This is a genomic window from Paraburkholderia sp. MM5482-R2 (genome assembly GCF_050436125.1).
Taxonomy (GTDB): Bacteria; Pseudomonadota; Gammaproteobacteria; order Burkholderiales; family Burkholderiaceae; genus Paraburkholderia; species Paraburkholderia tuberum.
The window spans coordinates 667,794-681,892 of sequence record NZ_JBNDLP010000002.1 but is presented as its reverse complement, the minus strand read 5'-3'; the positions used below and the strand labels follow the sequence as shown (position 1 = coordinate 681,892).

14 protein-coding genes and 1 tRNA gene are annotated in these 14,099 nt (G+C 62.7%); 13 read left to right on the top strand and 2 right to left on the bottom strand.

Features of this window, described 5'->3' with window-relative positions; all coding sequences use genetic code 11:
* Positions 1–16 precede the first annotated feature (16 nt).
* The 8 genes from lptA (at position 17) to OKW37_RS06195 (ending at position 7,296) form a co-directional block, all read left to right on the top strand.
* A complete protein-coding gene (lptA, locus tag OKW37_RS06230; protein WP_184062477.1) occupies positions 17–688 on the top strand; it encodes a lipopolysaccharide transport periplasmic protein LptA in 672 nt (223 codons plus the stop codon).
* Between the two features lie 17 nt (positions 689–705).
* Positions 706–1,482: an LPS export ABC transporter ATP-binding protein gene (gene lptB / locus OKW37_RS06225; RefSeq protein WP_090805577.1), complete on the top strand. Its 777-nt coding sequence runs from the start codon at positions 706–708 to the stop codon at positions 1,480–1,482.
* Positions 1,483–1,677: 195 nt separating this feature from the next.
* Positions 1,678–3,195 carry an RNA polymerase factor sigma-54 gene (locus OKW37_RS06220; RefSeq protein WP_429407489.1) on the top strand — a complete coding sequence of 506 codons (1,518 nt, stop codon included), beginning with the start codon at positions 1,678–1,680 and terminating at the stop codon, positions 3,193–3,195.
* 170 nt (positions 3,196–3,365) lie between these two features.
* A complete protein-coding gene (gene hpf / locus OKW37_RS06215; protein WP_027199628.1) occupies positions 3,366–3,722 on the top strand; it encodes a ribosome hibernation-promoting factor, HPF/YfiA family in 357 nt (118 codons plus the stop codon).
* A 342-nt stretch (positions 3,723–4,064) separates the two neighbouring features.
* Positions 4,065–4,580, top strand: a complete 516-nt coding sequence (locus tag OKW37_RS06210) for a PTS sugar transporter subunit IIA (RefSeq protein WP_184026940.1) — start codon at positions 4,065–4,067, stop codon at positions 4,578–4,580.
* 80 nt (positions 4,581–4,660) lie between these two features.
* Entirely contained in the window at positions 4,661–5,629 is a 969-nt protein-coding gene (gene hprK, locus OKW37_RS06205; protein ID WP_008921706.1) for an HPr(Ser) kinase/phosphatase, read from the top strand.
* A 98-nt stretch (positions 5,630–5,727) separates the two neighbouring features.
* On the top strand, positions 5,728–6,621 hold the full coding sequence (gene rapZ / locus OKW37_RS06200; protein ID WP_041734268.1) for an RNase adapter RapZ: 894 nt from the start codon (positions 5,728–5,730) through the stop codon (positions 6,619–6,621).
* A gap of 39 nt (positions 6,622–6,660) precedes the next feature.
* Positions 6,661–7,296: an LON peptidase substrate-binding domain-containing protein gene (locus OKW37_RS06195; RefSeq protein WP_090802941.1), complete on the top strand. Its 636-nt coding sequence runs from the start codon at positions 6,661–6,663 to the stop codon at positions 7,294–7,296.
* 68 nt (positions 7,297–7,364) lie between these two features.
* Here OKW37_RS06195 and mutY read toward each other — a convergent pair whose 3' ends face one another.
* The gene (gene mutY, locus OKW37_RS06190) at positions 7,365–8,498 is read right to left on the bottom strand and encodes an A/G-specific adenine glycosylase (protein WP_429407492.1); all 1,134 of its coding nucleotides are present in this window, start codon (positions 8,496–8,498) and stop codon (positions 7,365–7,367) included.
* Positions 8,499–8,505: 7 nt separating this feature from the next.
* Positions 8,506–9,336 carry a bifunctional DNA-formamidopyrimidine glycosylase/DNA-(apurinic or apyrimidinic site) lyase gene (mutM, locus tag OKW37_RS06185; protein WP_429407494.1) on the bottom strand — a complete coding sequence of 277 codons (831 nt, stop codon included), beginning with the start codon at positions 9,334–9,336 and terminating at the stop codon, positions 8,506–8,508.
* 87 nt (positions 9,337–9,423) lie between these two features.
* Here mutM and OKW37_RS06180 point away from each other — a divergent pair, with 87 nt between their 5' ends.
* The 5 genes from OKW37_RS06180 to OKW37_RS06160 all read left to right on the top strand — a co-directional run bounded on the left by OKW37_RS06180 (position 9,424) and on the right by OKW37_RS06160 (position 14,015).
* Positions 9,424–11,265 (top strand): tetratricopeptide repeat protein, encoded by a 1,842-nt coding sequence (locus OKW37_RS06180; RefSeq protein ID WP_429407496.1) that lies wholly within the window; start codon positions 9,424–9,426, stop codon positions 11,263–11,265.
* A complete protein-coding gene (gene lolB / locus OKW37_RS06175) occupies positions 11,265–11,897 on the top strand; it encodes a lipoprotein insertase outer membrane protein LolB (protein WP_184053939.1) in 633 nt (210 codons plus the stop codon). Before OKW37_RS06180 ends, lolB begins: the two co-directional genes overlap by 1 nt.
* An 88-nt stretch (positions 11,898–11,985) precedes the next feature.
* Positions 11,986–12,867 (top strand): 4-(cytidine 5'-diphospho)-2-C-methyl-D-erythritol kinase, encoded by an 882-nt coding sequence (gene ispE / locus OKW37_RS06170; RefSeq protein WP_429407498.1) that lies wholly within the window; start codon positions 11,986–11,988, stop codon positions 12,865–12,867.
* Between the two features lie 52 nt (positions 12,868–12,919).
* Positions 12,920–12,996 (top strand) — tRNA-Gln (locus OKW37_RS06165).
* Positions 12,997–13,058: 62 nt separating this feature from the next.
* The gene (locus OKW37_RS06160; RefSeq protein WP_008921698.1) at positions 13,059–14,015 is read left to right on the top strand and encodes a ribose-phosphate pyrophosphokinase; all 957 of its coding nucleotides are present in this window, start codon (positions 13,059–13,061) and stop codon (positions 14,013–14,015) included.
* Positions 14,016–14,099: the final 84 nt, after the last annotated feature.

Below are 14,099 nucleotides of genomic sequence, written 5' to 3'. Positions count from 1 at the left end.
TTCCAGGCGTGACTGCATGAACGAATCGCACCCCCGTTTTGATACCGGCCGTTCGCGCGCGCTGTCCGCGTGCCGCGCCGCACTTGCTGCGCTCGTCGTCGCGCTGCCGCTCGTCGGCTTCGCGCCGCTTGCGCACGCGGACCGCGCCGACAAAGACAAGCCGCTGAACATCGAAGCGGACAACATGACTTACGACGACCTGCGGCAGGTCAGCATCTTCACCGGCCACGTGGTGGCCACCAAAGGGACGATCCTGATCAAGGCCGATCGCGTCGAAGTGTCGCAAGACCCGCAGGGCTACCAATTCGCGACCGGCACCTCGAGCGGCGGCAATCTGTCGTATTTCCGCCAGAAGCGCGAAGGGCTCGACGAATACATCGAGGGTACGGCGATCCGTATCGACTACGACGGCAAGCAGGATCTGACCACGCTGACCACCAACGCGACGGTGCGCCGCCTGCAGAGCATGACGACGCTGCTCGACCAGGTGCACGGTAGCGTGATCACCTACGACGGCCAGAACGACTTCTACACCGCGAAGTCAGGCAAGGACGTCGCAGGTCCGGGCAACCCGACCGGCCGCGTGCGCGCGATGCTGTCGCCGCGCAACGCCGGCGCCGCGCCGCTGACCGGCGCGTCGGCCACGCTCACGCCGTCCAACTCGATCCAGGGAGCGCCGAACCAGTGAGCACCATGAGCAGCACCATCGCGCCCCTCCCCCATCGGAAGCCGGCCGGCACCAGCAGTTCGCTGGTCGTGCGCAATCTGAAGAAGCGCTATGGCTCGCGCACGGTCGTCAAGGACGTGTCGCTCGACGTGAAGAGCGGCGAAGTGGTCGGCCTGCTCGGCCCGAACGGCGCCGGCAAGACCACGTCGTTCTACATGATCGTCGGCCTCGTGCCGCTCGATGCCGGCGAAATCGATCTGGACGGCAAGTCGATCAGCCTGCTGCCCATTCACAAACGCGCATCGCTCGGCCTGTCATATCTGCCGCAGGAAGCGTCGGTGTTCCGTAAGTTGAGCGTCGAGCAGAATATTCGCGCGGTGCTGGAATTGCAGCACGACGAAAACGGCAAGCGCCTCGGCAAAGACGTGATCACGTCACGCACCGAAGCGCTGCTCGACGAGCTTCAGATCGCGCATCTGCGTGAAAATCCGGCGCTGTCGCTGTCGGGCGGCGAGCGTCGTCGGGTTGAAATTGCGCGCGCGCTGGCAACCAATCCGAGCTTCATTCTGCTCGACGAACCGTTCGCCGGCGTCGACCCGATCGCGGTGCTGGAAATCCAGAAAATCGTCAAGTTCTTGAAGCAGCGCAATATCGGCGTCCTGATCACCGACCACAACGTGCGCGAAACGCTAGGTATCTGCGATCACGCGTACATCATCAGCGACGGCAGCGTGCTGGCCGCCGGCGCGCCTAGCGACATCATCGAAAACGAAAGCGTGCGGCGCGTCTATCTGGGCGAGCACTTCCGCATGTAAGCACGTACGGCGTCCCCGGCCAAGCGAGCGCGCGCGGCCGGCCCGCGGCGCCATTTTTTGCGGCACCCGCACATTCGTTGTCTGGCGGCGCAGGGTGGCGCCGCGCGGCGCGCCAAATCGGGCGTACCCAAAAATTGCGAGTGCCGCAAGGTATCGCGGTCGTGGCAAACTCTCTACAATGAATCTCAACTTGCCATGAAAGCCAGCCTCCAACTCCGCCTATCGCAGCATCTTGCGCTCACGCCGCAACTGCAACAGTCCATCCGGCTGCTTCAGTTGTCGACGCTCGAACTGCAGCAGGAAGTCGCCATGGCGATCTCGCAGAATCCTCTCCTCGAAAACGAAGACGAGTGGATCGCGAGCCCGTTGCGGGTGGCATCCGACGGTTCCGTGATCGCCCAGACACCGGGCTCCTCGACGCCGGCCGATCCGATGGCCGGCAACGGTTCGGCATCGTCCGAGGGCAACGGCGAGCGAGCCGAAAGCGGCGAGCCGCAGGGTGTCGACGAATACAATGGCCTTTCGGGCGACGGCGGCGGCGATACTTCGCAGTGGAACCTGGACGACTACGGCCGCTCCGGCAACGCGTCGGACGACGACGACCTGCCCCCGCTGCAAATCCACGAATCGAGCACGTCGCTGCGCGACCACCTGATGACGCAACTGCGCGTCACCCAGGCGAGCCAGCGCGACCGCGCGCTCATCACGTTCCTGATCGAATCGCTGGACGACGACGGCTATCTCGCCGCCACGCTCGAAGAAGTGCTGGCTGACCTGCCCGAAGAACTCGAAGTCGACGTCGACGAACTGAACGCCGCGCTTGCGCTGCTGCATAGCTTCGACCCATCGGGTGTCGGCGCGCGCTCCGCGTCCGAATGTCTGAAGCTGCAGTTGCTGCGGCTCGAGCCATCGCCCACGCGCACGCTTGCGCTAAACATTGTCAGCCATTACCTGGAACTGCTCGCCGCGCGCGATTTCACGCGGCTACGCAAGCACCTTAAGGCCAGCGACGACGATCTGCGCGACGCGCATGTGCTGATCCGCTCGCTCGAACCATTTCCGGGCGCGGCCTACGGCAAGGCCGAAGCGGACTACGTGGTGCCCGACATCATGGTGCGCAAAACGGCACAGGGCTGGCTGGCGGAGCTGAATCCCGAGGTAGTGCCGAAGCTGCGGATTAACCATCTATACGCGAATATTCTGCGCAATAACCGCGGCGATCCGGGCAGTGGTTCGTTGCGCCAGCAACTGCAGGAAGCACGCTGGCTGATCAAAAATATCCAGCAGCGTTTCGAGACGATCCTGCGGGTTGCGCAGGCAATTGTCGAGCGTCAAAAGAGCTTTTTTGTGCACGGCGAAATTGCCATGCGCCCCTTGGTTTTGCGGGAAATAGCTGATACGCTGGGCCTACACGAGTCGACTGTCTCGCGTGTGACAACCGGCAAATACATGCTGACCCCATTCGGGACGCTGGAATTCAAGTACTTTTTCGGCTCACACGTTTCGACGGACACCGGCGGCGCGGCCTCCTCCACGGCCATTCGCGCGCTGATCAAACAACTGATAGGAGCGGAAAACCCGAAATCGCCACTTTCAGACAGTCGCATAGCCGAACTGCTGGCGGAACAGGGCTTCGTGGTCGCACGGCGTACCGTTGCGAAATACCGTGAGGCGCTCAAAATCCCGGCAGTCAACCTGCGCAAGTCTCTGTAGCCCGCCGCGTTTTGCAGCGGGCATTTACCGGCCGCTCCGCACCTGGCGGACAGGCCGGCCGCTGCGACCTGCCAGATGTCCGTCACCGGGGGGCGACACAGGCAAGCCGTCAGATCGACCGGACCTTTGTCATTGTGCGGACCAAGCGGCCATTAGCTTGGAGAAGCACTATGAATCTCAAGATCAGTGGACACCACCTCGAAGTAACGCCTGCGTTGCGCGAATACGTGATCACCAAACTGGACAGGGTGCTAAGACATTTCGATCAGGTCATCGACGGCAGTGTGGTCCTCTCGGTCGACAACCATAAGGAAAAGGACAAGCGTCAAAAGGTGGAAATCAACCTCCATCTGAAGGGTAAGGATATCTTCGTCGAGAGTTGTGACAGCGATTTGTACGCTGCAATCGATTTGATGATCGACAAGCTCGACAGGCAGGTGATACGCCACAAGGATCGTCTGCAAGGCCATCAGCACGAAGCGATCAAGTATCAGCCGGCGCCGCAACTGGACGTGCCGCCGCAATAGGAGAAATTAGAGGAAATTCCTCAATTCCCTTGAACTCGTCGAGCCGCCCGCGACCGGGCGGTTTTTCGTTTCAGCGCCCCGGTTCCCGCTCACCGCCGGTGCGTCTCGCCGAGGCCGACCCGAACCATTCCCGCAGAGGTTTGCGCAGCGCGACACGTGCCGCGGCGCAAGCGCTGAAAAACCTGATATGCATAGATGGCGCGCCGCACCATCGGCCGTCACCCTGTTCTATAATGTTCCAGTTACCATCGGGGTCAAGCCAGCTCTGATGAAGTACGGCCGATCGAAATCTAACGCTTTCGCGATCGACTCTGAGCGTCCGTCTTCGCCAGCATCGAACGAATGGAACGTCACTCAACCGCCCCGGTGGGGAGAACTCAGGCCACGTTTTCGCCTGTCAAAATGAATCGTTTAGCCAAATTTCTTCCTCTCGAGAACGTCGTCATCGGACTATCGGTCACCAGCAAGAAACGCGTGTTCGAGCAAGCGGGCCTGATCTTCGAGAACCAGAACGGCATCGCCCGCAGTACCGTCACAGACAATCTTTTTGCGCGAGAACGACTCGGCTCGACCGGGCTCGGCGAAGGCGTCGCGATCCCGCATGGGCGGATCAAGGGCCTCAAGCAGCCGCTCGCCGCATTCGTCAGACTCGCCGAACCGATCCCCTTTGAAGCGCCGGACGGCCAGCCGGTCTCGCTGCTGATCTTCCTGCTCGTCCCCGAACAGGCCACTCAACAGCACCTCGAAATTCTCTCCGAGATCGCGCAATTGCTGTCCGATCGCGACGCCCGCGAGCGGCTGCACACTGAAGAAGAACGCGAATCGTTGCATCGCCTGCTTACTCAGTGGCAACCTTGATGCAACGGCGGCGGTAGTTCATACGCGCCCGCACACGCAGCAAAGACCCGGCAAGCGGCTCACACTGGAGTCACTGACTCATGGATACGTCCAGCATCAACGCCCAAAGCATTTTCGACGACAACGCCGCCATGCTGAAGCTCAGCTGGCTCACGGGGCATGAAGGCTGGGAGCGCGGCTTTTCTTCGGAATCGGTCGCCAATGCCACGTCGAGCGCCGACCTCGTCGGCCACCTGAACCTGATCCACCCCAACCGGATCCAGGTGCTCGGCGACGCTGAAATCGACTACTACAAACGTCAGACCGACGAAGACCGCTCGCGCCACATGGCCGAGTTGATCGCGCTGGAGCCGCCGTTTCTCGTCGTCGCGGGCGGAGTCGCGGCGCCGCCGGAGCTGGTGCTGCGCTGCACGCGCTCGTCGACGCCGCTGTTCACGACGCCGACCTCGGCGGCCGCGGTGATCGATAGTCTGCGTCTTTACATGTCGCGCATTCTCGCGCCGCGCGCGACGCTGCACGGCGTGTTTCTCGACATCCTCGGCATGGGCGTGTTGCTGACCGGCGACTCGGGCCTCGGCAAGAGCGAGCTCGGCCTCGAACTGATCAGCCGAGGCCACGGTCTCGTCGCCGACGACGCTGTCGATTTCGTGCGCCTCGGCCCGGACTTCGTCGAAGGACGCTGTCCGCCGCTGCTGCAGAACCTGCTCGAAGTTCGCGGCCTCGGTCTGCTCGACATCAAGACGATCTTCGGCGAAACGGCGGTGCGCCGCAAAATGAAACTGAAGCTGATCGTGCAACTGGTGCGCCGCCCCGACGGCGAATTCCAGCGGCTGCCGCTGGAAAGCCAGACCGTCGACGTGCTCGGCCTACCGATCAGCAAGGTGACGATCCAGGTGGCCGCCGGCCGCAACCTCGCGGTGCTGGTCGAAGCGGCCGTGCGCAACACGATTCTGCAACTGCGCGGTATCGACACGCTGCGCGATTTCATGGATCGGCAACGTCTCGCCATGCAGGATCCCGATAGCCAGTTTCCCGGAAAGCTGATCTGAAGCGCGCCACAGCGCCATGAAGCGCCCGCAGAAGGCAGGCCGCGGGCACGCGCATGGAGGGCAGATGCTATGATGAAATCTACGCTTTCGACGACTCCATGCGCATAATCCTGATCACCGGTATCTCCGGCTCCGGCAAATCGGTTGCCCTGAACGCGCTCGAAGACGCGGGTTATTACTGCGTCGATAATCTGCCGCCGCGTTTCCTGCAGCAACTCGCCACCTACCTCGCCGCGGACGGCCAGGATCGTCTCGCGGTCGCGATCGACGCGCGCTCCGGTTCGTCGCTCGACGAAATGCCCGCGATGATCCGCGACCTCAAGCGCTCGCACGACGTGCGCGTGCTGTTCCTGAGTGCGAGCACGCAGTCGCTGATTCAACGTTTTTCCGAAACGCGTCGCCGTCATCCGCTGTCCGGCTCGCCCGCGCACGACGCGGACGTTGGCCTGCTCACGTCGCTCGCCGAAGCGATCGAACGCGAGCGCGAACTGGTCGCGGGACTTGCCGAATTCGGCCATCAGATCGACACGAGCAATCTGCGCGCGAACGTGCTGCGCGCATGGGTCAAGCGCTTCATCGAACAGGAGGACGCGGGGCTCGTGCTGATGTTCGAGTCGTTCGGCTTCAAGCGCGGCGTACCGCTCGACGCGGATTTCGTATTCGACGTACGCACGCTGCCGAACCCATACTACGATCATGAATTGAGGCCGCTCACCGGCCTCGACAAACCGGTCATGGATTTTCTCGATGCGCAGCCGGTCGTCCACGAGATGATCGACGACATCGAGAAGTATCTGTCCAAGTGGCTGCCGCATTTCCGCGACGACAATCGCAGCTACCTGACCGTCGCAATCGGTTGCACGGGCGGCCAGCACCGCTCGGTATTTATCGCGGAGACGCTTGCCGCGCGTCTCGCAACATCGGCGAATGTGATTGTGCGGCACCGCGATGCGCCGGTCGACGTCGGCGAATCATCGAAGCTGGTGGCTTAACCGGCCGCATCGCGCGGCCTTAACCCGAAGCGTTGCGCCATGTCCTCTACGCCTACTGTGTACGCCGATTTGCCGCTGTTTCCGCTGCATACGGTGCTATTTCCCGATGGCTTGCTGCCGCTCAAAATCTTCGAAGCGCGCTACCTCGACATGGCGCGCGACTGTCTGCGCGAAAAAACACCGTTCGGCGTTTGCATGCTGAAAAGCGGCGCGGAAGTCGCGCGCGAGGAAGAACCTTCGGTACCCGAAACGATCGGCTGTCTCGCCGAAATCGACGAGTGCGACGTCGATGCATTCGGCATGCTGCTGATTCGCGCGCGCGGCACGACGCGCTTTCGTCTGTTATCGCATCGCGTCGAAGCGAGCGGTCTGCTGGTCGGCATGGCCGAGCCGCTCGCCGACGATCTCCCGCTCGAGGGCAATGAGCTATTGGCCAAATTCGGCGCGTGCGCGGAAGTGCTCGAGCGGATCATCGCAACGATCCGCGAACGCGATCCGGACAGCCTACCGTTCGCCGAGCCGTTCCGGCTCGACGATCCGTCGTGGGTGTCGAACCGTCTCGCCGAGGTGCTGCCAATCGCGTTACGCGCACGGCAAAAGCTGATGGAATTAACCGATGCCGGCGCGCGCATCGACGTCGTGCATCACTACATGCAACAGCATCAGTTGCTGTGAAATCCTGAAGTCGTGAAGGCTGCCGCGCCGGACCCAAGTCGCCCGCTCAGCACCTCCGATCCATTCCGCTAGAGCAACGAACCATGCAGACTGGCGAGCAGCTTGCGCACCGGCGCCGGCACGCCGAACGAATCCAGATCGCTGAGCGCAACCCATGCGGTGTCCGCATCGTTGAGCGCGGCCAGGGCGCCGACACCGCGATCGAACTCCGCAAGCCGCGGTTCGATATCGAGCTTGAAATGCGTGAATACGTGTGAGAACGACGCGAGCGCGGACACTTCGCCGTCGCCGCCGAACGCGCGCGCCCGCTCGGCCAGCGATGCTTCGTCGGCAGCTTCGGGCAGACTCCACAGACCACCCCAGATGCCCGACGGCGGACGCCGCTCGAGCATCACCGCATTGCCGTCGCGCAGCAGCAGCATCCACGTACGGCGTGTCGGCACCGCTTTCTTCGGGCGCGCGGTCGGCAATTCACGTTGACGTCCGGTGACGTTGGCAACGCAGTCCGGCGCGAACGGACAGCGCGAGCAATGGGGTTTGCCGCGCACGCACAATGTCGCGCCGAGATCCATCAAGCCCTGCGTGTACCCGCTGACCTCCGCGTTCGACGCATTCGACGGCAGCAGTGATTCCGCGAGCGTCCACATTGCGTTCTCGACTTTCTTCTCGCCCGGAAAGCCTTCGACGCCGAATACGCGCGCGAGCACGCGCTTCACGTTGCCGTCGAGAATCGTCGCGCGCGCGCCGAACGCGAACGACGCGATCGCCGCGGCCGTCGAGCGGCCAATGCCGGGCAACTCGGCGAGCTCATCGACCAACGCGGGAAACGCGCCGCCATGCTGCTCGACGACGACCTGCGCGCAGCGATGCAGATTGCGCGCGCGCGTGTAGTAGCCGAGGCCGGCCCACAGCGCCATCACGTCATCGGACGGCGCGGCGGCGAGCGCGGCGACATCCGGGAAACGCGCGAGAAATTTCGCGTAGTACGGAATCACCGTCGACACCTGGGTCTGCTGCAGCATGATCTCGGACAGCCAGATGCGATACGGATCGCGCGTGTTCTGCCACGGCAGATCGTGGCGGCCGTGCTGGCGCTGCCACGCGATCAGCCGCGCGGAAAACTCGGGCATCGGCGCAAACGCGGGCGTGGTGTCGGACGCGCTGGAGCGCGCGCCGGTCGTTGGGGTCAGGCGGGAAGGCATCGAGAATCTAGCGCTGGCAAGTGGGACAGAAGTACGTGGAGCGTTGCCCCTGCACGATCTGTTTGATTGGCGTTCCACACACGCGGCATGGCAGGCCCGCGCGATCATAGACGAAGTAGTCGAGCTGAAAATAGCCGCTTTCGCCGTCGCTGCCAACGAAATCGCGCAGCGTGCTGCCGCCCTTGTCGATCGCGGCGGCGAGCGTCACGCGCACGGCATCGGCCAGCAGTTCATAACGCACGAGCGACACGCGGCCCGCCGCGGTGGTCGGCCGGATGCCCGCGCGAAACAGACTCTCCGACGCGTAGATATTGCCCACGCCGACCACGATGTCCCCCGCCAGCAGCGCCCGCTTCACCGACACCTTGCGCCCGCGCGTCAACCGATGCATCAGCGCGCCCGAAAAAGCCGGCGAGAAAGGCTCGACGCCAAGGCTCGCGAGCAGCGGATGTTCGAGGATGTCGCCTGCTTCGCGCGGATGCCATAGCACCGCGCCGAAGCGGCGGGGATCACGATAGCGCAGGATAAAGTCGTCGAAGATCCAGTCGACATGATCGTGCTTCGCCGCGGCAGGCGGATGCGGCACATGCCGCAGAACGCGCAACGTGCCCGTCATGCCGAGGTGGACGATGAACCACCCAGCGTCGATTTCGAACAGCAAATACTTGCCGCGTCGCTCGACTTTGCGCACCACGTGGCCGCGCAAGGTTTTCGCAAGGTCGGCCGGAATTGGCCAGCGCAGCGCGGCCGTCCGCACGTCGACGCGCTCAACCTTGCGCCCGGACACATACGGTTCGATCCCCCGTCGGGTAACCTCGACTTCTGGCAACTCTGGCATGGCTGATTGGTCTGCTACTTGCGTGAGTGGTTGTGCGCGTATTGTAGCGAGCGCGTTACAATCGACTGAAACATTGAACGGATTTCCATGAACGTGTCCTTCGTGAAGCTGCTATCAAAGCGCCGCGCGCGCGTGTCCAAGGTGCCGCTCGCCGTGTCCGCTCGCCGGATGCTCGGTGCGGCCGCGCTCGGATTGTGGGCGCTGGCCGCCGTGCCCGCGCATGCGCAGGACCCGTCGCCGGATTCCGACGACACGTCGGTCACGATGCCGGACCCGCTGGGTCCGGCAACACCTGAAGACGAAAAGTCGCTTCCCGGCGTACCCCTGTCGAGCCAGATCGTCTTCCAGGTGCTGGCCGCCGAGATCGCGCTGCAGCGCGACCAGCCGGCACCGGCCTATCAGACCTACCTCGCGCTCGCGCGCGACACTCACGACCCGCGCATGGCGCAACGCGCCACCGAAATAGCGCTGGCGGCGCAGAGCCCGTCGGACGCGCTCGCCGCCGCGCAACTGTGGCAACAGTACGCGCCGAGTTCGGAACGCGCCGCCCAGCTCGACGCGTCGCTGCTCGTGCTGTCTGGCAAGCCCGACGATGCGTCGCAAATCCTGTCGCAAGAACTGGCGAAGGTACCCGAGGAAAATCGCGGCAGCGCGATCCTCGCGCTGCAACTGCTGTTGTCGCGCGGCCCGAACCGCGTCGGTGGCCTGCACGTGTTGCAGGACCTGCTGAAGAACGACATGAACCGGCCGGAGGCGCAATTGGCCCTCGCGCGTCAGCAGCTGCTGGCCGACGACGCGCCGGGCGCGCACAAGTCGCTCGAGCAGGCGCTCACGATCAAGCCCGACTATCTGCCGGCGGCGTTGATGCTGTCGCAAATGGGTCCGGAGGAGCGCAAGGAAGGCATCGCGTCGCTCGAAAAGTACGTGCAGCAGAATCCGAAATCGCATGACGCACGGCTCGCGCTGGCGCAGATGTATCTTGCCAGCGACCGTCTCGACGACGCGCAGAAGCAGTTCGAGCTCATGCGCAAGGCAAACCCCAACGACTTGACACCGTTGATGGCGCTCGCGCTGATCAAGATCCAGCAGAAGAATCTCCCCGAAGCGCAGACGTATCTGGTGCAGTATGCGCAGCAGGCCGAGAAGACGCCGGGTGCCGATGCGGGCCAGGCCTACATCTATCTCGCGCAGCTGGCACTCGAACAGAAGAATGAGGCGGCCGCGAGCGACTGGCTGAACAAGATCTCGCCAGCGAGTCAACAATACCTGGCCGCGCAGATTACCGGCGCGCAACTGCTCGCGAAACAGGGCAAGACCGAGGAGGCGCGCCAGTTGCTCTCCAACTTGCAGACCTCCGATCCGCGTGATGTGGCGCTGATCGCGCGCACCGATGCGGCGATCCTGTTCGACGCGAAGCGCTACCCGGAGGCCGAAGCGCGTCTGCAGCAAGCCACGGCGAACTTTCCCGACGACCCCGACCTCACCTACGACTACGCGATGGCCGCCGAGAAAACCGGCCATTACGACATCATGGAAGCGCAGCTGCGCAAGCTGATCCAGACGCAGCCGGACAATCCGCAGGCGTATAACGCGCTCGGCTATTCGCTCGCAGATCGCAACCAGCGCCTGCCAGAGGCGGACAAGCTGGTCGAGAAGGCCTCGGCGCTCGCACCGAACGATGCGTTCATCATGGACAGCGTCGGCTGGGTCAAGTACCGGATGGGTGACACGGCCGATGCGATCAAGCTGCTGCGCAAGGCATACAGCCTCCAGCCGAACGCGGAAATCGGCGCGCACCTCGGCGAAGTGCTGTGGAAGGCCGGCGAGCAGGAACAGGCGCGCGCCGCGTTTCGCGAGGCTCGCAAGCTCGAACCCGACAACGAGACTCTCGTCAAAACGTTGCAACGTCTTCAGGTAAACAATCTTTGATGCGTCTTTCCCGTTTGATTTCTTTTTCCAGGGCGCCGCGCGGCATGGCGGTTGGTTTCGCGGCGGCGGCGGTTGTCGCGCTGGCCGGCTGCGCGTCGGTGAAGCCGCAGGGGCCGTCCACGTCGAACGCCGCCACCGAAGTCACCGCGCAGACGAGCCGCTCGTATCAGGGCCGCTTCGCGATCCAATACAACGATCAGAACGGCCAGCAGCGCAACGCTTACGGCAATTTCTCATGGCAGGAAACGGGCGACACCGTCACGCTGCAGTTGCGCAATCCGCTTGGCCAGACGCTGGCCATCGTGACTTCGTCGCCGGCTTCGGCCACGCTCGAATTGCCGAACCGCCAGCCGCTCACCGCCGATAACGTGTCGACGCTGATGGAGAACGCGCTCGGCTTCACGCTGCCGGTCGAAGGGTTGCGCTACTGGCTGCAACCGTCGCCGGCGCCGACTTCGCGCGCGAAGACCGAGAAGGATCCGGAGCAACCGTCGCGCCTGAAGCAGATCACCCAGGACGGCTGGACGATCGACTATGTGGCCTATGCCGATCCGCCAGCCACCGGCGTGAAGCGCCTCGATCTGAGCCGCTCGGAGCCGCCACTCGACATCAAGCTCGTGCTGGATCAGTGAGTCGTTCTTGCTGGGCCTTTTGTCCCAGCATCCGCTCACGTAACCTTGCTACCCGTTTGGCGCCACCGTGGCGCATGTAGCCCTACTCATGATCGAAACAACCAATTCGCTGCGCGACTGTCTCGCGCCAGCGAAACTCAATCTCTTCCTGCACGTCACCGGCCGTCGGCCGGATGGTTATCACACGCTGCAGACGGTCTTCCAGTTGCTTGACTGGGGCGACACGCTGCACTTCACGCGACGCGACGACGGTCTCATCACGCGCCGCACCGAAATCGCCGACGTGCCACCCGAGCATGACCTGACCGTACGCGCCGCGACGTTGCTGAAGGTACATACGGGCTCCCGCGAAGGCGTCGATATCGAAATCGACAAGCGCCTGCCGATGGGCGCGGGCCTCGGCGGCGGCAGTTCCGATGCGGCGACGACGCTGCTCGCGCTCAATCGCCTGTGGAAGCTCGATCTGCCACGTCAGGAGTTGCAGGGTCTTGCGTTGAAACTCGGCGCGGACGTGCCTTTCTTCGTATTTGGAAAAAATGCGTTTGCAGAGGGTGTCGGAGAATCATTAGACGTTGTACAATTGCCGCCGCGTCACTTCCTGGTAGTGACGCCGAGGATGCAGGTTCCGACTGCGGCGATTTTTTCCGAAAAAGCGTTGACAAGAGATACAAAGCCCCTCAAAATTACGGACTTTCCTGCAGAACACAGCTGCAACACTGAATGGCCAGAAAGCTTCGGCCGGAATGACATGCAGCAAGTTGTCGTAGGAAAGTACGCGGAAGTAGCGCAAGTGTTGCGGTGGTTTGAAAGCATCGCGCCAGCGCGGATGTCCGGATCGGGTGCCAGCGTTTTTGCAGCGTTCCGTAGCAAAGCTGAAGCAGAAGCGGCGCAAGCCAAACTGCCCGGCGAGTGGAACAGTGCAGTAGCAGCGGGCTTGGATCAGCATCCACTCTTTGCTTTCGCGTCATAAATTTTGCATCGTCGAACGAAACTCCACGTTCGGCGGAGCTCAAAGTTAGTGTAGGGGAGTCGCCAAGCTGGTTAAGGCACCGGATTTTGATTCCGGCATGCAAAGGTTCGAATCCTTTCTCCCCTGCCAAAAATTCTCGTAGTTCGCTGTAGTTCGCATTTCTCCCGCCCCCAGCCTGAAGTAGGTGCACGATGAGCAGCCATGACGGCCTGATGGTTTTTACTGGCAACGCAAATCCCGCGCTTGCACAGGAAGTCGTCAAAAACCTCGGTATTCCCCTCGGCAAAGCAATGGTTAGCCGTTTCTCGGACGGTGAAATCCAAGTCGAGATTCAGGAAAACGTGCGCGGCAAGGATGTCTTTGTCCTGCAATCCACGTGCGCACCGACTAACGACAATCTGATGGAACTGATGATCATGGTCGATGCGCTCAAGCGCGCATCCGCAGGCCGGATCACCGCAGCCATCCCCTACTTCGGTTATGCCCGTCAGGATCGTCGCCCGCGTTCGGCGCGCGTCGCCATCTCGGCTAAGGTCGTGGCGAACATGCTGGAAATCGCCGGCGTCGAGCGGATCATCACGATGGATCTGCACGCCGACCAGATTCAAGGCTTCTTCGACATCCCGGTCGACAACATCTACGCAACGCCCGTGCTGCTCGGGGATCTGCGCAAGCAGAACTACGACAACCTGATGGTAGTTTCGCCGGACGTTGGCGGTGTGGTCCGCGCCCGTGCATTGGCGAAGCAACTCAATTGCGATCTCGCGATCATCGACAAGCGTCGCCCGAAGGCGAACGTCGCCGAAGTGATGAACATCATCGGTGAAGTCGAAGGCCGCACCTGCGTGATCATGGACGACATGGTCGACACGGCTGGCACGCTGTGCAAGGCCGCGCAGGTTCTGAAGGAACGCGGCGCGAAGCAGGTATTCGCGTACGCCACCCACCCGGTTCTGTCGGGCGGCGCGGGTGAGCGTATCGCCGCTTCCGCACTCGACGAACTCGTTGTCACGGACACGATTCCGCTCGGCGAAGAAGCCCGTTCGTGCGCGAAGATCCGTTCGCTGACGAGCGCCGGTTTGCTCGCCGAAACGTTCTCGCGCATCCGCCGCGGCGATTCGGTGATGTCGCTGTTCGCTGAGAGTTAAGCATTTGCGAAGACACCGGGTACCGCTTCATGCGACACGCGGCGTTTTTGCACAATCGGCTTGAACGAACGAAGGTTCTTGCCG